The sequence below is a fragment of the Microbacterium alcoholitolerans genome, from assembly GCF_050408615.1.
GTDB lineage: Bacteria > Actinomycetota > Actinomycetes > Actinomycetales > Microbacteriaceae > Microbacterium.
In genome coordinates, this window is the sequence record NZ_JBNTKD010000001.1 from 1,451,056 (window position 1) to 1,470,169 (window position 19,114).

The 19,114-nt window shown below is 68.4% G+C and carries 18 protein-coding genes and 2 pseudogenes; 9 read left to right on the plus strand and 11 right to left on the minus strand.

Annotation, left to right across the window (positions count from 1 at the left end; translation table 11 throughout):
- Nucleotides 1-14: 14 nt before the first annotated feature.
- Nucleotides 15-323 carry a GNAT family N-acetyltransferase gene (locus ACQUSX_RS06895; protein ID WP_428906208.1) on the minus strand — a complete coding sequence of 103 codons (309 nt, stop codon included), beginning with the start codon at nucleotides 321-323 and terminating at the stop codon, nucleotides 15-17.
- A gap of 339 nt (nucleotides 324-662) precedes the next feature.
- Between ACQUSX_RS06895 and ACQUSX_RS06900 the strand changes: the two genes are divergently transcribed.
- Nucleotides 663-1,352, plus strand: a complete 690-nt coding sequence (locus tag ACQUSX_RS06900; protein ID WP_428906209.1) for a winged helix-turn-helix domain-containing protein — start codon at nucleotides 663-665, stop codon at nucleotides 1,350-1,352.
- 158 nt (nucleotides 1,353-1,510) lie between these two features.
- A complete protein-coding gene (locus ACQUSX_RS06905; protein ID WP_428906210.1) occupies nucleotides 1,511-2,455 on the plus strand; it encodes a DNA-3-methyladenine glycosylase family protein in 945 nt (314 codons plus the stop codon).
- A gap of 10 nt (nucleotides 2,456-2,465) precedes the next feature.
- Here the strand turns inward: ACQUSX_RS06905 and ACQUSX_RS06910 are convergent, their stop codons facing one another.
- The 4 genes from ACQUSX_RS06910 to ACQUSX_RS06925 are packed head-to-tail and all read right to left on the minus strand — an operon-like array spanning nucleotide 2,466 to nucleotide 6,399.
- Nucleotides 2,466-3,224 (minus strand): iron ABC transporter ATP-binding protein, encoded by a 759-nt coding sequence (locus ACQUSX_RS06910; protein ID WP_428906211.1) that lies wholly within the window; start codon nucleotides 3,222-3,224, stop codon nucleotides 2,466-2,468.
- The gene (locus ACQUSX_RS06915; protein WP_428906212.1) at nucleotides 3,221-4,333 is read right to left on the minus strand and encodes an iron chelate uptake ABC transporter family permease subunit; all 1,113 of its coding nucleotides are present in this window, start codon (nucleotides 4,331-4,333) and stop codon (nucleotides 3,221-3,223) included. The genes ACQUSX_RS06910 and ACQUSX_RS06915 overlap by 4 nt, the downstream gene beginning before the upstream one ends.
- Nucleotides 4,323-5,372 (minus strand): ABC transporter permease, encoded by a 1,050-nt coding sequence (locus ACQUSX_RS06920; protein ID WP_428906213.1) that lies wholly within the window; start codon nucleotides 5,370-5,372, stop codon nucleotides 4,323-4,325. Before ACQUSX_RS06920 ends, ACQUSX_RS06915 begins: the two co-directional genes overlap by 11 nt.
- 37 nt (nucleotides 5,373-5,409) lie before the next feature.
- Nucleotides 5,410-6,399, minus strand: coding sequence for an ABC transporter substrate-binding protein (locus ACQUSX_RS06925; protein WP_428906214.1), 990 nt, complete (start codon nucleotides 6,397-6,399; stop codon nucleotides 5,410-5,412).
- Between the two features lie 94 nt (nucleotides 6,400-6,493).
- Here ACQUSX_RS06925 and ACQUSX_RS06930 point away from each other — a divergent pair, with 94 nt between their 5' ends.
- The 4 genes from ACQUSX_RS06930 to ACQUSX_RS06945 all read left to right on the plus strand — a co-directional run bounded on the left by ACQUSX_RS06930 (nucleotide 6,494) and on the right by ACQUSX_RS06945 (nucleotide 9,590).
- Nucleotides 6,494-7,267, plus strand: coding sequence for a siderophore-interacting protein (locus ACQUSX_RS06930; RefSeq protein ID WP_428906215.1), 774 nt, complete (start codon nucleotides 6,494-6,496; stop codon nucleotides 7,265-7,267).
- Between the two features lie 48 nt (nucleotides 7,268-7,315).
- The gene (locus ACQUSX_RS06935) at nucleotides 7,316-7,723 is read left to right on the plus strand and encodes a VOC family protein (RefSeq protein WP_428906216.1); all 408 of its coding nucleotides are present in this window, start codon (nucleotides 7,316-7,318) and stop codon (nucleotides 7,721-7,723) included.
- 122 nt (nucleotides 7,724-7,845) lie between these two features.
- Nucleotides 7,846-8,124: a hypothetical protein gene (locus ACQUSX_RS06940; RefSeq protein ID WP_428906217.1), complete on the plus strand. Its 279-nt coding sequence runs from the start codon at nucleotides 7,846-7,848 to the stop codon at nucleotides 8,122-8,124.
- 296 nt (nucleotides 8,125-8,420) lie between these two features.
- Nucleotides 8,421-9,590 carry an RtcB family protein gene (locus ACQUSX_RS06945; RefSeq protein ID WP_428906218.1) on the plus strand — a complete coding sequence of 390 codons (1,170 nt, stop codon included), beginning with the start codon at nucleotides 8,421-8,423 and terminating at the stop codon, nucleotides 9,588-9,590.
- 56 nt (nucleotides 9,591-9,646) lie between these two features.
- Here the strand turns inward: ACQUSX_RS06945 and ACQUSX_RS06950 are convergent.
- The 3 genes and pseudogenes from ACQUSX_RS06950 to ACQUSX_RS06960 form a co-directional block, all read right to left on the minus strand.
- Nucleotides 9,647-9,868, minus strand: a pseudogene (locus tag ACQUSX_RS06950) (RtcB family protein); the annotation flags it as partial.
- A pseudogene (locus ACQUSX_RS06955) lies at nucleotides 9,859-11,208 on the minus strand (MFS transporter); the annotation flags it as partial. The pseudogenes ACQUSX_RS06955 and ACQUSX_RS06950, both read right to left, overlap by 10 nt.
- Before the next feature lie 83 nt (nucleotides 11,209-11,291).
- Nucleotides 11,292-12,650: a M20/M25/M40 family metallo-hydrolase gene (locus tag ACQUSX_RS06960; protein ID WP_428906220.1), complete on the minus strand. Its 1,359-nt coding sequence runs from the start codon at nucleotides 12,648-12,650 to the stop codon at nucleotides 11,292-11,294.
- Between the two features lie 135 nt (nucleotides 12,651-12,785).
- Here ACQUSX_RS06960 and ACQUSX_RS06965 point away from each other — a divergent pair, with 135 nt between their 5' ends.
- Nucleotides 12,786-13,793 carry an FUSC family protein gene (locus ACQUSX_RS06965; protein WP_428906221.1) on the plus strand — a complete coding sequence of 336 codons (1,008 nt, stop codon included), beginning with the start codon at nucleotides 12,786-12,788 and terminating at the stop codon, nucleotides 13,791-13,793.
- Nucleotides 13,794-13,799: 6 nt separating this feature from the next.
- Here the strand turns inward: ACQUSX_RS06965 and thrC are convergent, their stop codons facing one another.
- Complete coding sequence (thrC, locus tag ACQUSX_RS06970) at nucleotides 13,800-15,218, minus strand: threonine synthase (protein ID WP_428906222.1); 1,419 nt, start codon at nucleotides 15,216-15,218, stop codon at nucleotides 13,800-13,802.
- Nucleotides 15,219-15,392: 174 nt separating this feature from the next.
- Here thrC and ACQUSX_RS06975 point away from each other — a divergent pair, with 174 nt between their 5' ends.
- Nucleotides 15,393-16,478, plus strand: coding sequence for an FUSC family protein (locus tag ACQUSX_RS06975; protein ID WP_428906223.1), 1,086 nt, complete (start codon nucleotides 15,393-15,395; stop codon nucleotides 16,476-16,478).
- 27 nt (nucleotides 16,479-16,505) lie between these two features.
- Here ACQUSX_RS06975 and ACQUSX_RS06980 read toward each other — a convergent pair whose 3' ends face one another.
- Entirely contained in the window at nucleotides 16,506-17,255 is a 750-nt protein-coding gene (locus ACQUSX_RS06980) for an AAA family ATPase (protein WP_428906224.1), read from the minus strand.
- 76 nt (nucleotides 17,256-17,331) lie between these two features.
- On the opposite strand from ACQUSX_RS06980, the gene ACQUSX_RS06985 reads away from it, so the two are divergent.
- Nucleotides 17,332-18,225 (plus strand): alpha/beta hydrolase, encoded by an 894-nt coding sequence (locus ACQUSX_RS06985; RefSeq protein ID WP_428906225.1) that lies wholly within the window; start codon nucleotides 17,332-17,334, stop codon nucleotides 18,223-18,225.
- A gap of 131 nt (nucleotides 18,226-18,356) precedes the next feature.
- On the opposite strand, the gene ACQUSX_RS06990 is transcribed toward ACQUSX_RS06985, so the two are convergent.
- A complete protein-coding gene (locus ACQUSX_RS06990) occupies nucleotides 18,357-19,112 on the minus strand; it encodes a pyrimidine reductase family protein (protein ID WP_428906226.1) in 756 nt (251 codons plus the stop codon).
- Nucleotides 19,113-19,114: the final 2 nt, after the last annotated feature.

Below are 19,114 nucleotides of genomic sequence, written 5' to 3' on the forward strand. Positions count from 1 at the left end.
TGTCGTCGTCCGTGTCAGTGCCGACGCAGCAGCCCGGCGTGATCCGGGTTCTGCTCGAACCACTCCGCGACATACCAGCAGACCGGCGCGACCTTGCGATCGCCGCGGCGCTCGAGGTCGGCGACAGCACCGGCGACGATCTTGCCGGCGTACCCGTGACCGCGGAAGGTCGGGATCGTGAAGGCGCGGGTGAGAGCCCTGGTCCTGCCATCGTCGTGATAGTCGAGGACGCTCACGAGCACACCGTCGCGCGTGAGCGTGTACCGCGAGGCATCGGCCTCGTCGGTGACGATGAACCCGTCGATCATTGTGGAGTCCGTCATGGCCTCCACGTTACGTCGTGTTTCAGGCCCCGGATCGTCACGTTTTGACATGCCCCGTCACTTTCAGTCATAATCGCCCCCATGACCACCAACGCGCGCCCCATGTCCGCCCAGGAGGCGAACGGGACTGCCGGGATGATGATGCCCGGCTGCGTTGGCATGTGTTGCCGAATGTGTTGCTAAGGCGCAACAGCCCTCTCTGACCCGGACTTCCACTATCTGTGGGGTACGGGTCCTGAGCACCGCACCCGTGTGCTCCTCCCCGATCCGGCTCCGCCCGGTCTTCGCGCAACGCATTCAGAGCCCGTCGGCTCACGATTCCTCAAAGGATCCATCATCATGTCGAACTCCGCACTCCTCGAGCGTCCCGTCACCGCCCCCGTCCGCCTGATCTCCGCGCAGGACGCCGCTGCAGACCTCCCCTCCGTCAGATCTCCTCGCGGTTTCGCCCTCTACGTCGGCATCGACGAGATCAAGGCAGCCGCCGCCGGTGTGAGCCTCCCGGTGCTGGTCGATGCGCTGCGTCGCACGATCGCCGAACTCGCTCCCGGCGCTGAGACGCACGCCACCGTGGCCCTCGCCCCGCAGTCCGCCGGCGGCCGCGACCTCGACGTCGTCCGCCTCGCTCTGCACGAGCCCGGCGCCATCGCCCGCGCGAAGGCCGCCGTCGAGGAGGACAAGGACGAGACCGCGGGCATCGTCGTCGACATCTCCCGCAAGCGCGTGCTGCTCGACGGCGAATCCGCCGCGTTCACCTACAAGGAGTTCGAGCTGCTGCAGTACCTCGTGCTCCGCGAGGGCCGCACGATCGAGCGCAGCGAGCTGGTGTCCGCGCTCTGGCAGGCCTCCAGCGATGAGGAAGCCCCTGGCGAGCGCACCATCGATGTGCACGTGCGGCGCCTCCGCGCGAAGCTCGGCCGTCATGAGGACATCGTGCGCACCGTGCGCGGCGTCGGCTACCGCTTCGACCGCCACGCGGACGTCGTCATCCGCTACGGCCACGGCACCCCCTCGCCCGACCGCTTCTGAGCCGCGCGCGGCACTCCCCTGCCCCTCCCCTTTCGCCGAGACCCCCAGTTCTCGACCACACCCCCAGGTATGGGCGTCGGCACGCAGGGGTGTGGGTGACAGATGGGGGTGTCGGCGGACGTGCCGCGGTGTCAGGCGCGGCACGTAGGGTTGCGTGCATGACCTCGACGACGGATGCTGCGCAGAGCCGGCCGGTTCAGCAGACCGTCTATCGCCCCGGGCATCCGCTCGACCTCATGCAGACGGTCGGGATGCTGCGCCGCGGCGGCACGGATCCGACGATGGTCATCGACGGCCCGCGGATCTGGATGACGTTCCGCACGGATGCCGGAATCGCGACCCTCTGTCTGCGGCAGGATCCGGATGGCATTCACGCGAGCGCCTGGGGACCAGGTGCCGAGATCGCGCTCGACGACGTGCCGCGGCTGTGCGGCGCGGAGGACGACCTCAGCGGCTTCGAGGTCTCGTCGCACCCGAAGCTCGCAGATGCCGCACGGCGCAATCCGGGCATCCGGCTGCCGCGCACCGACCGCATCTTCGACGCACTGGCCTGCGCGATCCTCGAGCAGAAGGTCACCGGCATGCAGGCCTTCGGCGCGTGGCGCCACCTCGTGACCCGCTTCGGCGAGCGCGCACCGGGCCCGACACCCCGCCCGATGTTCGCCGCCCCACCGCCTGAGGTGTGGCGCACCATCCCGTCCTGGACGTGGCATCGCGCGGGTGTCGAACCGCCCCAGTCGCGCACGATCGTCCACGCAGCAACGCGTGCGCCCAGCATCCAGCGCGCCCTGCAGCGGGCATCCGACGGCGCCGAGCGCGACCGCGCGCTCGCCAGCCAGCCAGGCATCGGGCTGTGGACGGCGGCCGAGACGCGGCTGCGCGCACTCGGCGATCCGGATGCCGTCGCCGTAGGCGACTTCCACCTCGCTCACGAGGTCGGCTTCGCGCTGACCGGCTCACGCACGGACGACGACGGGATGCTGCAGCTCCTCGCCCCGTGGGCGGGGCACCGTCAGCGGATCATCCGCTTGATCTTCGCCGCGGGCATCCGAGACCCGCGCCGCGGCGCCCGCCTCGCGCCGGAGGACCACCGGAACCGCTGACGAGCGGAGCTCAGCGGTGGTACGCGGCGAAGCGTCCGTTCGGGCCGTCGATCACGGTGACCGGAGTCCGGAAGACCGCGCTGAGCACGTCGTCGCGGATGATCTCGTCCGGCGTGCCGTGCACGGCGATCCGGCCCTGCTCCATCGCGACGATGTAGTCGCTGTAGGCCGCGGCGAAATTGATGTCGTGCAGCACGATGACGATGGTGCGACCGAGCTCGTCAGCGGCCTGTCTCAGCTGCTGCATCATCTGCACCGAGTGCTGCGCGTCGAGGTTGTTCAGCGGTTCGTCCAGCAGCAGGTAGTCGGTGTCCTGCGCCAGCACCATCGCCACGTACGCGCGCTGGCGCTGACCACCCGAGAGCTGATCGAGGAATCGCTGCTCGAGGTCGGTGAGGTTCAGGAAGTCGATCGCTTCGGAGATCTTGTCCTCGTCGTGCTGGGTCAGGCGCCCGCCGCTGTAGGGATATCGACCGAAGCCGACCAGCTGTCGCACTGTGAGCCGGGTGACGAAATGGTTCTCCTGGCGCAGGATCGACACCCGCTTGGCGACCTGCTTCGTCGCCGTGCGGTGCACGTCGAGGCCGTCGATCTCGATCGTGCCCTCGTCGGGCGACAGCAACCGGCCCATCATGGTCAGCACAGTCGACTTGCCGGCGCCGTTCGGCCCGACGAGTGCGACGATGCCGCCGGCGGGCAGCTCGATCGAGATCGGTCCGATCTCGACGTCGGCGCTGTAGCGCTTGACGACGTTGGACAGGCGGATCACAGGCGCCCCCTTCTGAGAACGACGATGAGGAAGACGATGCCGCCGATGAGTTCGACGATGATCGTGACGGTGTCGACCATGGGCAGCACGTGGCGCAGCAGGAAGTAAGCGCCGGCCAGCACCACGAATCCGAGCAGCCAGGCCACGGGGAGGATGCGCCGGTGATCGTGCGTGTCGGTGATCGAATACGCGAGAGTCGCCACGAGGAAGCCGAGGAAAGTCATCGGACCGACCAGCGCGGTGCTCATCGCCATCAGGACGGTCACCAGCGTCAGGGTGAGCATGACCTGTCGCTTGTGGTCCATGCCCAGATTGGTGCTGATCTCGCTGCCCAGCGCGATCACGTTCAGGCGGCGAGCGAGCAGCCAGATCGACCCGGCGGTGACGATGCACACGGGGATCACGAACCAGAGGTAGTCGGTGTTCGCGTTGCCGACGTTTCCGAACATGCGGGCGCGCAGCACATCGAACTCGTTGGGATCCAGCATCCGCTGCAGGAACGTCGAGAGCGTGCCCAGCCCGGTGCCGATGATGATGCCGACCAGCAGCATGACATGGAGGTTGCCGAGCTTTCCCGAGAACAGCCACGAGTACAGCGCCACGGCGAACAGCACCATCATCGCGCTCTGCAGCAGGAACTGCACGAAGCCGTCGATCTGATCGAGACCGCTCATGCCGAAGAAGAACACAGCGGCGGTCTGGATGAGGATGTACAGCGACTCGAAGCCCATGATCGACGGAGTGATCAGCCTGTTGTTCGTCGCGGTCTGGAAGGCGACGGTGGCGAAGGAGTGGCACAGCGTCACCAGCGCGATCACGATCAGCGACTCGGAGCGCATGCGCGAGATGCGCCACCATTTCTCGCTGAAGGGCGGATGCTGGTTGTCCCACGAAAGCATGAGGATGACCAGCACGACGGCGAGGACGATGAGCCCGCCGAGGACCAGCAGGTAGCGCGTGCGGTGCGCGCTGTTGGTGTAGGCGCCGACGCGGCGGGTGTGGTGGCTGGGCGCAGGAAGGGCGGATGCCCGGGCCTCGGTGGTGTCAGCGGGCACGGTGGTTTCAGGGGGCACGGTGGTTTCAGCGGGCACGGTGGTGTCAGCGGGCAATGGTCCTCCTCGTGCGCAGCAGCAGGAAGATGAAGACGACGGATCCGACAGCGCCGAGAACCAGCGAGACGGGCACCTCGAACGGCATGATGATCACGCGACCGATGATGTCGCACGCGGTGACGATCCAGATGCCCGTCAGGAACACCCAGAAGATGTTGCTGCGCAGGTTGTCGCCGCGGATCATCGACACGACGTTCGGCACGATGAGCCCCAGGAACGGCAGCGCGCCGATCACGACGGTCACGACACCGCTGACGATGGAGACGAGCCCGGTGCCCAGCAGCACCACGCGCTCGTAATTGAGTCCGGCGTTGGTGGCGACGTCCTTGCCGAGCCCCGCAACGGTGAAGCGATCGGCGACGAAGACGACGATCGCGGCGACGATCGCCACGATCCACAGCGGCTCGTAGCGGCCGACCTCGATGCCGGTGAACCGTCCGGCGAACCAGGCTCCCAGCGTCTGCAGCAGATCGAACTGCAGCGCGATGAAGGTGGACACGGCGCTGATGACCGCTCCGAACATGATGCCGATGATCGGGACGATCAGCGATGACTTCAGAGTCACCCGACGCAGGAACATGAAGAAGATCAAGGTGCCGATGAAGGCGAACACGATGGCGATCACCATGCGGAGCATGAGCGATGGCATCGGGATGAGGATGTAGGTCAGCAGCAGGCCGAGGCCCGCCCATTCGGTGGTGCCCACGGTCGTCGGCTCGACGAAACGGTTCTGCGTCATCAGCTGCATGATCAGCCCGGCCATCGCCATGCTGGCACCGGCCAGGACGAGCGCGATCGTGCGCGGCACGCGGGTGATCCAGGTGAACTCGTGCCCGCGACCGGCCGTGTCGGTGATGTCTGCGACTCCGGTGAAGACCGAGAGGGTCAGCAGCCCGGCGGTGAGGATCAGCGCGATGATCACCGGAAGACTCCGGCGCAGCCGGGACTTCGGCGCGGTCGCCGGAGCACGGCGAGACAGCGCGTCCACATTCGTGACGCGCTGCCTCGCCGGCTGCAGCATGGTGCCTTCGCTCATTCAGACGTGGTGTCGCTCACGCAGACCTGGCCGTCGCTCACAGTGCGGCGAAGGACTTCGCGAGGTCGTCGAGCACGGTCGTGTAGGTGACGATGTCCTCAGTCAGGTAGAAGTCGGCGGGCATCACATAGATCGCCTCGTTCTCGACCGCGGGGACGGGTGCGAGCGCGGTCGAGCTGTTGATGAGCTCGAGAGCCGGCGTCGACTCGCTGTCGGCGAAAGCCGCTTCGCGGTCGAGCACCAGCAGGAAGTCGGGGTTCGATTCTGCGATGGCCTCGATCGAGATGTCGTCGCCCTTGTCGTTCGAAGATCCGTCGGTCTCGAGCGCCGGGGTCAGGCCGACCAGGTTGAAGAAGATGCTCGATCCGCGGCCGTCGGCCGGGTTCGAGTAGCGGATCTCGTTGGCGCTGGTGACCAGGCCCATCACGCTGACCTCGGGGTCGTAGGCGGCCTTGGCCTCGTCGACGGCGGTGTGGAACTCGTCGATCACGGCCTTGGCCTCGTCTTCCTTGCCGAAGACCTCGCCCAGCAGGGTGACACTCTCGACGAGGTACTCGTCCACCGAGAGCTCTTCGTTGGTCATGTCGACGAACGCGGCGTCCGGCGCGGCCTTCTGCATGTCTTCGGCGTGACTGCTGTAACGATAGCCGTTGACGATGAGGTCGGGGTCGGCCTCGACGACCTTCTCGAAGTCGGGCTCGGCATGCGTGCCGAGGTCGAGGATGCTCTCGTCTGTGGCGAGCGGGTTCTCGGAGCTCATCAGCGCGCGCGGGGCGGCGGAGAGCTCGATGCCCCAGTCGGAGACCAGGCGGAACAGGCGGTTGTCGGTGACGATGACGCTGTCGGCGCTCTCGATCGTGACCTCGTTGCCGGCCATGTCCGTCACTGTGACCGGGAAGTGCTCTTCGGCAGCAGCGGGTGCCTTCGCGTCCGCTGTATCCGCGGCGTCGGCAGTGCTGCAGCCGGCGAGCGCGAGCAGTGCGACGGCGCCGAGCGCGACGGTCGTGGTGATTCTGGGCACGGACATGGAGAGTCTCCTGTTCTGCGATGAGGGTGCGCGAGTGCGCTGTGGCGTCGAGGTCGGAACGACCCGGGCGCCGAAATTAGGTTAGCCTTACTTTATGACTAACGTGAAATCCGGCTTCTCGATCGAACGGCAGGGTCTCGACCTGCGCTTCCGCTTCGTGACTCTCGCCAGCCGCGAGTGGCTCGCACCGGATTACGTGCGGGTACGACTGAGCGGTTCGGATCTCGCGGGCTTCTCCTCACTCGGCGCCGACGATCACATGCGGCTGTTCTTCCCTGCGGAGGGCGCCATACCGGCATCCGTCGAGGAGATGCGCGCCTCGCCGAGCCGCGAGTACACGCCGCTGGCCTGGGGCGACGACTGGCTCGACGTCGAGTTTGCCGTGCACGGCGACGAGGGCGTGGCAGCGCCATGGGCGGCATCCGCTCCCCTGGGCTCATCCGTCGGCGTCGGCGGGCCGCGCGGCTCTGCGGTGATCACGGGCGAGCCCGGCGCATGGATGCTGGTGGGCGACGAGACCGCCATCCCGGCGATCCGCCGTTTCGCCGCACTGATTCCCGAAGGCGCACCGGCGCGGATCGTCGTCGAGTCGCGCTCGGAGGCCGACCAGGTCGACATCGACGCGCCGGTGCGTGTCGAGTGGCTGCACCGCGGCGACGCGCCGGCCGGTTCGGCGCTGGTCGCCTTCCTCGAGGGCCTGACGGCGTCGGATGCTGTCGGCGACGACCCGTTCTGCTTCATCGCAGCCGAGCAGTCGGTCGTCAAGCCCGGTCGCGCGGTGCTGGAGCGCTGGGGCGTCGACACCGCCAAGGCCGTCGTCAAGGGCTACTGGAAGCGCGGCGAAGACGAATACCACGCCCCGCATTGATCGCCTGCGGCGCTGGCATCCGCCGCAGAATTTCGGCAGACTGCCGGGATGCCTGTCCTCGACCATCTCGGAATCACCGTCACCGACCTCACCCGCGGCATCGCGCAGTTCGACCCCGTGCTGAAGGCACTCGGCTTCGAATGGGAGGGCGCGAAAGCCGATTCGGCCGCCTGGTATCGCGACGGCGAGACCGAGATCATCGTGTTCGCCCCGCGAGAAGATGACGCCCAGCCGCACGTGCACGGCCGGGTCGGCTGGCAGCACCTCGCGTTCGCGGTCGACTCGCGCGAGGAGGTGGATCGGATGCACGCGATCGCGACGGATGCCGGATGGAGCGCGGTGCGCGAGCCGAAGCTCTACCCGCGATTCAGCGAGCGGTACTACGCGTCGTTCGTCGAGGACGACGCCGGCATCCGGATCGAGTTCATGCACAACCCGCCAAAGGATGACGCCTGAGCGTTGTTCCTCCACAATCGACGGCATCGCAGAGTTCTCCCCCGATGGCGGCCGCACGGCTCGGCGTAACATCGCGGCTGGCATCCTTGATGCATCGGTGCGACGATGAGGGAGTGGGATTCATGAACGATGCTCAGATCTGGACGATGATCGGCGCTTTCTGTGCGCTGATGTTCGGCATGCTCACCGTCGTGTCCACCCTGTTCGTGCGCGTTCTGCGTACCGAGATCGGCGGCCTCCGCACCGAGATGAACGGGCAGATCGGCGGTCTCCGCACAGAGATGAACGCGCGCTTCGACACCGTCAACGCGCGCTTCGATGCGGTCAACGGTCGCATCGATGGGATCAACCGTGATGTTCAGGCGCTCGTGAAGCGCACCTTCGGGCTGGACCGCGAGTAGCCCTCTTCGCCCGCGCCCGCGATCGAGTGCTTGACGTCGTATCCGCCCCTCCCCTATGGTTGCAAGGCTGCGCCGGCCGGCGCGGCACCAGCCGAGGAGACGACGGATGAGCGCAGTGCGCGAGCTTCCCGCGGTCTCTGCCTTCGAACTGAAGCGCAGCGACCGCAACCAGTCGTACCCTCCGGCGCGAGCCGTGTGACAGCATCCGCTGTTCGCATGCCCCGCACCGTCAGGTCCGGGGCTTTTTTCATGAGATCCGGGCCTGTGGCTGAAACACCACACGAAGGAAAGGAACCATGGAGAGGCTCTCCGCACGGCTGCTGTCATGGGCGTCCCTGATCGATGAGAAGACACTCGATCAGGCGCACACCGCGGCACGCATGCCGTTCATCCACCCGCACCTGGCACTGATGCCGGATGCTCACCTCGGCAAGGGGGCGACGGTCGGCTCGGTCATTCCGACGCTCGGCGCGATCATCCCCGCCGCCGTCGGCGTCGACATCGGATGCGGCATGATCGCCGTCCGCACGCAGTTCACAGCACCCGACCTCGCGAATCGCGACCTCGCGCCGCTGCGCGAGGCGATCGAGCGGGCGATCCCGCTGTCGGCCGGCCATTACAACCGCAAGGTCGTCGCCACCGCCGAGCCGCGCATCGCCGAGCTCGAGGGCCTCGCCGAGAAGAGCGGTTTCGACCCCGTGGCGTACGCCGGCAACTGGAAGCTGCAGCTCGGATCTCTCGGCTCCGGCAACCACTTCATCGAAGTGTCGCTGGACGAGCTCGACCGGGTCTGGCTGTTCCTGCACTCCGGGTCGCGCGGCGTGGGCAACAAGATCGCCCAGCACCACATCGCCGTCGCGCAGCGGTTGAACAAACAGTGGTGGATCGACCTGCCCGACCCGGACCTCGCCTATCTCGTCGAGGGGACGCCGGAGTTCACCGGCTACATCCGGGAGCTGCGGTGGGCTCAGCACTTCGCGCTGCTGAACCGCGAGGAGATGATGGACCGGGTCGTGCGGCAGCTGTCGGAGTTCGTCGGCATCACAGTCGACGAGCAGGAGCGGATCAACTGCCACCACAACTTCACCGAGTCCGAGAAGCACTTCGGCAAGCAGGTGTGGGTATCGCGAAAGGGCGCGATACAGGCCGATGTCGGCCGACCCGGGCTGATCCCCGGGTCGATGGGCACAGCGTCGTACGTGGTCGAGGGGCTCGGCAACCCGCTCTCACTGAACTCGTCGCCGCACGGCGCCGGTCGGGAATACTCCCGGTCGGCGGCGCGGCGCACATTCACGCACGCGCAGCTGCGCGAGGCGATGAGCGGCATCGAGTTCCGTGACACGGATGCCTTCATCGACGAGATCCCACAGGCCTACAAGCCGATCGATCAGGTGATGGCCGACGCCGCCGACCTCGTGACGATCCGTCACACGCTGCGGCAGATCGTCAACGTGAAGGGCGACTGACGGCATCCCGTCGCCCCTGCCTGACCTGCAGGTCAGGCAGGGGCGACGGGATGCCGTCAGTCGCCCTTCACGTTGACGATCTGCCGCAGCGTGTGACGGATCGTCACGAGGTCGGCGGCGTCGGCCATCACCTGATCGATCGGCTTGTAGGCCTGTGGGATCTCGTCGATGAAGGCATCCGTGTCACGGAACTCGATGCCGCTCATCGCCTCGCGCAGCTGCGCGTGCGTGAATGTGCGCCGCGCCGCCGACCGGGAGTATTCCCGANGACCGTCATGTAGCCGGCGAGTGAACCCGCCGTGCCCTCGGCCCCTCCGGCAGCGCCGGCGACGCCGGCCAGCAGCGCGATGCCGAAGACGCATGAGGCGATCGCGCCGCCAACCGTCTTCACCGAGTTCGTCAGGCCGGTCGCGACACCCGTCTGCGTCGATGGCGCGGCGGATGCTGCCGCGGCGGGCAGTGCGGCCACGAGCGCTCCGGAGCCGAGCCCGGCGATCACCATGTTCACGATGACCTGCAGGTACGTGTCGTGGAAGGGCAGGAAGAGCAGGAACCCGACGCCGACGAGCACCGATGCCCCCATGAGCGTCACCCGCGGAGTGGTGACTCGCGCGATCACCGGGAACAGCAGCGCTCCGGTGATCATCGCGATCAGATAGATGCCGATGATCAGTGACGTGGCGAAGCCCGTCGTGCCGAGCCCGTAGCCGTACACCGCAGGATCGGTGCGGGCGAAGGTCGACAGGGGCGCCTGCGCACCGAGCACGCTGACCCCGAAGAGCCCGGCGGTGAGGAAGACCGGCCCGAGCGCGGGCGAGCGGAACATGCGGACATCGATGAGCGGGTCGTCGTGCCTCAGCTCCCAGAGCGCGAACGGGATCACGAGCAGCAGACCGAGCAGCACCACGCCCCACGACCAGAAGCTGGTCAGCCCGCCGGGCAGGCGCAGCATGCTGAGCCCGCCGGTGAACGCGATCAGCGCGAGGGAGATGAGCACCAGTCCGACCGTGTCGAGCGTGCCGCCGGTGGCCTCAGGCGACTCCTTCACGCCGAAGAGGATGACGAAGAAGCACACGATCACCAGCAGCGCCGGGATCAGCAGCACGACCGTCAGCGGCAGCACGTCGATCAGCGCCCCACCGGCGAGGGCGCCGATGATCGCCCCGGCCTCGAGCGCAGCGACCAGCATCCCGGCCGCTCGTGCCGTGATGATCGATCGCGACTGCATGGATCGCGAACGGGACCAGATCAGCGCGATCTCGAGCGGCAGCCAGACAACGTAGAAGCCCATCAGCGCCCAGCCGATCAGGAAGACGGCGAAGGAGTCGGTGAACGGCAGCACCAGCGCGGCCACGGCGGTGAGCGCGGTCGAGATCAGCAGCATCCGCTTGTGGCCGACCATGTCACCGAGCTTGGCGAAGGCGGGCACGACGAGGGCTGACAGCATCAACTGGGTGCCCTCGAGCCAGTTCACGTCGGCATCGTGGATGCCGAGGTGCCTGGCGATGTCGGTGAGCATCGGCGTGTAGTAGCCCTGCAGCACGCCGCTGGTGAACTCGACGAACGCGAGGAATCCGACGACGCTGGCAAGCGCGCCGAGGGTGACGGAGCGCGTCATCGCGCCTCTCTTTCAGTTGGGTCCCTGAGCCTGTCGCCTGTACTGAGCGAGCGCCAGCGAGTCGAAGTGAAGGACGGATGTGATCACTGCAGCCGCTGCAGCAGTTCGCGGTGGAATCGCTCGCCGCGTTCGAGCGCGGCGATCTCGACGCTCTCGTCGACACCGTGGATCGCCGCACGTTGTGCGTTCGACATCTCCAGGGGTGCGAAACGGTACACCGCCGGGGTGAAGCGGTGGAAGTAACGGGAGTCGGTCGCGGCCATCATCACGTACGGCACGGCCGGGGCATCCGGATGCGAGACCTTCAGCGCTTCGGCGATGAGGGCGAACTGCGCGTTGTCGGTGTCGGACTCCGGCGACGGGTCGCTGCCGTCGAGCACCTCGATGCCCACGAGCGGGTCGTTGATCCGGTCGCGGACGCGCAGCACTGTGGCATCCACCGTCTCACCCAGCGCGATGCGCAGGTTGACGGTGGCGGATGCCTGTGACGGGAGCACATTGGCGGCGGTGCCGCCGCTCTGCATCGTGGCGGCGACGGTGGTGCGCACCAGCGCCGCAGGCTCTCCGCCGAGCGTGGCGAACACACGGGCGGTGAGGAAGGGCGCAGCTCCCAGCACGCGCAGCAGGTGACGCGCGGGTCCCGGCGTCTGGTCGGCCAGCTGCGACAGCATCCGAGAGATCGCCCGCGGTGCTCGCGCGCGGAAGGTACCGGGTCCGAGCCGCTCGACCGCGCGGGCGATGCGACGCACGGCGGTGCGGGTCGGCGGCGCCGAGGCGTGGCCGCCGTCGCCGCGCGCGGTGAGTCGGATGCTGAGCACGCCCTTCTCGCCCACGCCGACCATCGCAGATCGGCCTGGCACGAACGGCAGCGGCGCGTCGACGACCGCGCCGCCCTCGTCGATGACGATCCATGGGGTGATGCCGCGCTGCCGGAACGAGTCGCTGATCGCCTGCGCGGCGGTGCCGAAGGTCTCTTCGTTGCCGCCGAACGACAGGTAGACATCCCTTGCCGGCGTGAAGCCGCTCGCGAGCAGATTCTCGACGGCTTCGATCACGACGATGAGCGGACCCTTGTCGTCGAGGGCTCCGCGGCCGTACACGCGACCGTCGGCGATCCGCCCCTCGAAGGGCGGGTGGGTCCAGGCGTCCGACTCGTCCACGGGCACGACGTCGTAGTGCGCCATCAGCACGGCGGGAGCGTCGGCTCCACCGCGGCCCTTCCAACGGAACAGCAGGCCGTAGTCGGTGTGCTTCTCGAGGGCGAGGTGCTGGTGCACCAGCGGATACTGCTCGGCGATCAATCGCTCGAAGGCCGCGAACGGCTCGTGCCCGCGCTGCTCGAGTTCGGCCGACACGGTCGGCAGCTGGATCATCTGCGAAAGCCGCTCGGCGATGCCGGGGCGGACGGGCTCAGAGGCAGCGGTGCTCTCGATCACGGGCATCCGACGATGATGCCACGCGACGCGGGGATCCTCTCGTCGCCCTGCGCCCGCCGACATGCACGGGCGTCCGCCGGGCATGTCGGTTGGCGAGATCGCACAACCTCGCGTGCGCGGGAGACGCGGGAGAATGGACGGGTGAGTCTGTTCGCATTCGCCCCTTCGCGCGGGCCCCGCTGGCAGATCGGGCTTCAAGCCGCGCTCGGCATCGGCGTGCCCATCGCGGTGATGACTCTGCTCGGTCAGCCGGTGCTGGGATACATCGCCGCATCCGGCGCTTTCACGGTGCTGTACGCCACGTCGTCGCCGGTCGTCGATCGTGCGCGGATCCTTCCGCTGATCGCGCTGGGTCTGATCATCTGCGCCGCACTCGGCGTCGCCGTCGCGCACAGTCCGGTGCTGCTGAACGTCGGCATCGTGATCATCTCGATCGTGAGCGCCGGCCTGGCATTCGGCTACCGCCTCGGACCGCCAGGGCCGCTGTTCTTCATCCTCGTGTTCGGCCTGTCCGCCGCGGTGATGGCCTCGTCGCCCGTCACGCCGCTCGTCTACGTCGCGGCGATCACCGTCGGCTGCCTGTTCGCGTACCTCGTCTCGGTGGCGCCGCTGCTGCTGCCGCGGGTGCGCGCGCACCGCGCCAAGCGGCTGCATGCGCTGTTCCCCGGACCGACCTGGGACGTGGATGCCCGGATGCTGGTGCTGCGGGTGGCGATCGTCGCCGTCGCGGGCGTGCTGCTCGGGCTGCTTCTCGATCCGGGGCGCGCGTACTGGATCGTCGGCGCCGCTGTCGCCGTGGTCGGAGTGGTCGCCGCACGGCGGGCGGCGATCCAGCGCGCCCAGCACCGGCTGCTCGGCACGATCGCGGGCGCGGGCGTGTACGCGCTGCTGGCTCTGCTGCATCCGATCGGTCTGTGGCTCGCGCTGCTGCTGGCCGCGCTGCAGTTCTCGATCGAGCTCGTCGTGGTGCGGCACTACGCGCTGGCGCTGACGCTGATCACGCCTCTGGTGCTGCTGCTCACCGGAGCTGCGACCGGCAGTGTCGGCGACATGTCGGTCGCGGTCGAGCGCATCGTCGACACGCTCGCCGGCGCCGCCCTCGGCGCGGCGTCGGGCTTCCTGCACCCGCGCGAGCACCCGCCCCGCTGAGCCGCGTCAGCGCAGGGCGTGCTCGGCGACGAAAGCGCGCAGCGCCTGCTCGTCGTCGGGCATCTCGGTCACCTGCTGCGGGGCATCCATCATCTCGCGCAGCTCGGGCGAGAGCTCCAGCGTGACGCCGATCGCTTCGGTGATGGTCTCGGCGAACTTCTCCGGCTTCGCCGTCTCGAGCACGAGCATCGGGACGTCCTGCTCGACGAGTTCGCGGGCGACCTTCACACCGTCCGCGGTGTGCGGATCGATGACCTGGCCGGACTCCTCGTGCACCGAGCGGATCGTCGCCAGCCGGTCGGCGTGCGTGGACGTGCCGCTGACGATGCCGAACTCGCTCTCGAAGCGCGGCAGTTCGGCGGAGAAGTCGAAGAAGCCCTGCTCGTCGAGCGCCTTCCACGCGTCGACGACGCCGCCGGCATCCCGACCGACCAGGTCGAAGATGAAACGCTCGAGATTCGAGGCCTTCGAGATGTCCATCGAAGGGCTTGAGGTGGCGTGGGTGTCCGCGGCGGAACGCGGGCGGTAGATGCCGGTGCGGAAGAACTCGTCGAGCACGTTGTTCTCGTTCGCGGCCAGCACCAGGCGGCGGATCGGCACGCCCATGCCCTTGGCGAAGAAGCCCGACAGGATGTTTCCGAAGTTGCCGGACGGCACCGTGAACGACACTTCGAATCCGGTGCGGAACTCCGGTTCGACGCCATCCGTCACGCGCAGCCATGCCCAGAAGTAGTAGACGACCTGAGCTGCGATGCGGCCCAGGTTGATCGAGTTCACGGCGCCGAGGTTCTGGGCGCGCTTGAACTCCAGGTCGCCGGCGAGGCTCTTCACCAGGTGCTGGCAGTCGTCGAACACGCCCTCGACGGCGATGTTGTGCACGTTGGCATCCTGCAGCGAGTACATCTGCGCCCGCTGGAACGCGCTCATCCGACCCTGCGGCGAGAGCATGAAGACCGACACGCGCTCCTTGCCGCGCAGGGCGTGCTCAGCCGCCGAGCCGGTGTCGCCCGAGGTCGCGCCGACGATGTTCAGCACGCGGTCCTTCTTCTCGAGCACGTACTCGAGCACTTGGCCGAGGAACTGCATCGCCATGTCCTTGAAGGCGAGAGTCGGACCCTCCGAGAGCCCCACCAGCGTGATTCCGCCGCCGATGGAGCGCAACGGCACGACCTCGTCGGGGAAATCGGCGTAGGCTGCGGCGGTCATGCGCGCCAGGTCCTCGCGCGGGATGTCGGTGGCGAACAGCGAGAGCACCTCGGTGGCGAGCTGCGGGTAGGTGAGGGCGCGCCAGCGCTCGAGCGTCTCGGCATCAACGTGCGGAAGCTGCTCGGGCACCGCGAGTCCCCCATCGGGGGCGAGCCCCTCGAGCAGCGTCTCGCTGAACGGCTGCGGCTGCATGCCGCCGCGGGTGGAGATGTACCGCACAGTGGACTCCTCGGATCGTCGCTCGGGGTGGCTCCCATTCTCGCAGGATCCGACGTCAGGTCAGGCCGGATGACGCATGCCGCTGTCAACCCCGGTGCCGCACCACGGCCGCCGACGTACCGTGAACTTCGTTCGCCCGCGCGACGCGGCTCGAACGCACCCGATGACAGGAGCATGATGGGCCCGGCGCAGATCGCGCGCTCTGCGCGCACGGCACTGCGGGATGCTGTGCGCCCGACGCGCCTGCTGCTGGCGGCGAAGACCGCGCTCGCGGTCGGCATCGCCTGGCTCGTCGCGCCGCTGATGCCAGGGGTCGCCGACGATTATCCGTACTACGCGCCGCTGGGCGCGCTGATCAGCATGTATCCGACGCTGATGTCGTCGGTGCGCTCGGGGCTGCAGACCCTGTTCGGGCTCGTCGTCGGCGTCGGCATCGCAGCGGCCGTCCTGCTCACCGTCGGGCCGAGCATCTGGTCCATCGCCATCGCGGTCGGCGTGGGAACCCTGATCTCGGGCACCGGATGGTTCGGCATCGGCCAGGAGTACGTCCCGATCGCCGCACTGTTCGTCCTCATCATCGGCGGCGCCGACGCCGACGACTACTCGCTCGGGTACATGACGCAGATGGCGGTGGGCATCGCGGTCGGACTGCTCATCAATCTGCTCATCCCGCCGGCGCCGATCGACGCCGGCGGCAGGATCGACGCGTTTCAGCGGCGGCTGGCGAACCACCTGCACGACATCGGCGACGCCGTCGCCGAATCGTGGCCCCCCGAGCACGATGAATGGGACAGGGATGCGGGTGCGCTGGCCGAGACGACCCGGAACCTGCGCGACGCCCTCGCCGAGGCCGATGAGAGCAGGCGCGGCAACCCGCGGGCGTGGCGGCGCGCCGCCGATCGTCAGGGGCAGCACGCCCAGCTCGAGATGCTGGGCGAGGTCGCGTACCAGATCCGTGACATCTCCGGATGCCTGGGGGACACGATCTGGGATCGCCGCGGCGCCCTCCCGCTCGACGGCGAGATCGTCGCGCCGCTCTCGGAGGCGTGTCATGCCGTTGCCGAGTACCTCGATGACAAGCCCGACGACGACGAGGAGGCTGAACGACGCGGAACGGAGGCATCCGAAGCCGTCGACCGACTGATCAGGGCCGTGCACCAGCGCAGCATCGACGTCGATTCGATCCTCGGCCCCGGGGTGCTCACGGCGATGCACCTGCAGCGAATCCTGCTGATCGTCGATCAGCCTGACGAGGAATGAAGCCAGTCGCACAGCTCCGGGCACGTCTCAGTCGAGCAGGTGCCGCAGGTATCGATCCGGTTCGCCGAGGAACGAGCGCCAGTGGCGCACGATCTCCAGGTCGTCCCATTCCGCAGGCCTCAGCCCCCACTCCCCGACCTCAAGGATCGTGGCGCCGGGCAGCGCGGCGAGCACCGGCGAGTGGGTGGCGCAGAGCACCTGGCCGCCCTCGTCGGAGATCCGCCGCAGCACCGAGATCAGTGCGAGCGTCGAGTTGAACGACAGCGCCGCCTCCGGCTCGTCGAGACAGTAGAACCCGGGCTCGTCGAAGCGGGTGTCGAGCAGCGCGAGGAACGACTCGCCATGACTCATCTCGTGGAACGAGACGTCGCCCATCGGCGACGGATTGTGCTCGAGGTACGTGTAGAACGAGTGCATCGTCTCGGCCCGGAGGAAGAACCCCCAGGAATTCGCCCCGACGCCGCGCTGGATGCGCAGCCATTCCGACAGCGGCGACTCCGACGGCCTGGTCCGGTGCTGCGCGTGACGTGAGCCGCCCTCGGGCGACAGGCCATAGGCGAGCGCGATCCCCTCGACGATCGTCGACTTGCCGCTGCCGTTCTCGCCGACGAGGAACGTCACTCCCGGCGAGAAATCGAGTCCCTCTTGCAGCACCTGCGCGACCGCCGGGATGCTCGTCGGCCACGCTCCGCCCGGTGCGGGAGCGTCGTCGTTCGGACGCACCGCGACGACCGGATGCTGGCGCCGCAGCGATCCGGACTCCCAGAAGCCGACCATAGGGCGAACATACCCGCCGTCGACGACATCGCGTCGGGATGTGTGGTCGGATGGAGGCGCAGACCCGAGGAGCCGCATGACCCACGACGCACCAGACATCGCCCTGCCCGGCGCCGGCCTGCTCGGCCGCGACTTCTTCGCCGAGACGGACGACGGTCGGATGCTGCGCTGTATGACCCGGGGAAGGGGCGACGACCTGGTGGTGCTCGAGGCGGGCCTCGGCGTGAGCGGTCTGAGCTGGGGGCCGGTGCACGACCGGATCGGCGCGCACGCGCGCGTCGTCTCATATGAGCGCGCAGGCTACGGTGCAAGCACGCCCGACGCGGAGACGCGCGACATCGACCGGCTCACGGCGGACCTGCTGACCGTCATCCGCGCGGTGCCGCATCGCCGGCTCGTGCTCGTCGGACACAGCTGGGGCGGGGCGATCGTGCGCCGAGCGGCTGCGGCGCTGCGCGCAGAGGGCGAGGGCGACGTGCCCGCCGGTCTCCTGCTGGTCGACCAGAGCGACGAGAACGCGTCGCTGTACTTCGGCGGGACCTTCCGGTTCGGCGTGGGGATGCAGCGAAGCCTGCTGCCGATGCTCGCCCGGTTGCGGATGCTCGCCCCGGTGATGGGCAGTCTTGTCGACGACCTGGACGAGCCGCTGCGCGCGGCGGTGCTGCAGGCGAGCACGACCGTCGACGCAGCGCGCGAGACCGCGGAGGAGTACCGGCACGTCGTCGCCGGGCTCACCGCATTGCGCGAGGACCCCGTCGATCTGGGAGACACACCGATCACGGTGCTCTCCGGGCTGACCCGCCCCAAGCATGGAGCTCGGCAGCGCGCCGAGCTCATCGCCGCGCACCAGGTGACCGCGAAGCAGCATCCGTCGGTGCGGTTCGTCGGCGCAGCGCACTCCGAGCACCTGATCCCGTTCACCGAACCGCAGCTCGTCGCCGACGAGGCGCTCGCGCTTCTCGGGGTCTGAACGACTGCTTCCCGGCGCCCGCCCGAACGCTGGCGCTGCAGGTTCCTGCATCCGCGCCATCGATCGATGCAGCAGATGCAGAAGAGTGCAGCGCACCCGCCCGAACGCGGGGATGGTCGCGTGGACCCGGCTCAGGAACCCAGAACCCGGTACTGAAGCACCAGCTCGTCGCCGGAGCGGAGGACGGATGCCAGGCTCGCGCCCATCGGCACCGCCTCGGCTCCGCGGACGATGCGCCCCGCAGCCCCGGATTCCAGCGACGGCGCGAGAGTGAGGTGCAGCGCGTCGACGACGCCGGCGGCGAGCAGCGCGCCGAACAGGTGCGGCCCGCCCTCCGAATGGATCCGCCGCATTCCCCGGCCGGCCAGATCCTCCCGAACGCGCCGGAGGTCGGCATCCGACTCCCCCATCGTCACGACGTCGGCGACCGGCTCCAGCGCCGCGCGCCGGTCGGCGGGGGCGGATGCCACGGTGTACACGATCGGACGCACCGGGGCGTCCGCGAACAACGGCGACGCCGGGTCGAGATCCAGGCTGCGGCTCACCAGTGCGAGCGCGGGTTGCGCAGGCTCACCGCGCGCCACCCGCCAGTCCGCCGCCTCGGAAGAGACGCGGAGCCCGCCGTACGCCTCGTCGCGCAGGGTTCCCGCGCCGACCAGCACCACGTCGGCCTCGTAGCGCAGCAGATCGAACATCCGACGATCGGCCGTGTCGCCGAGGCCTCCCGAGAGGCCGTCCCTCGTGGCCGCGCCGTCGATGCTGACGATGAAGTTGGCGCGCAGCCAGGTGCCGTCTGCGGGGAACCGCACGTTCTCGAGCAGGTCCGCGTCGGAGAGGTCGGATGCCGGGTTCGGCCAGACCCGATCGATGACAGCGTGTTCGGACATGG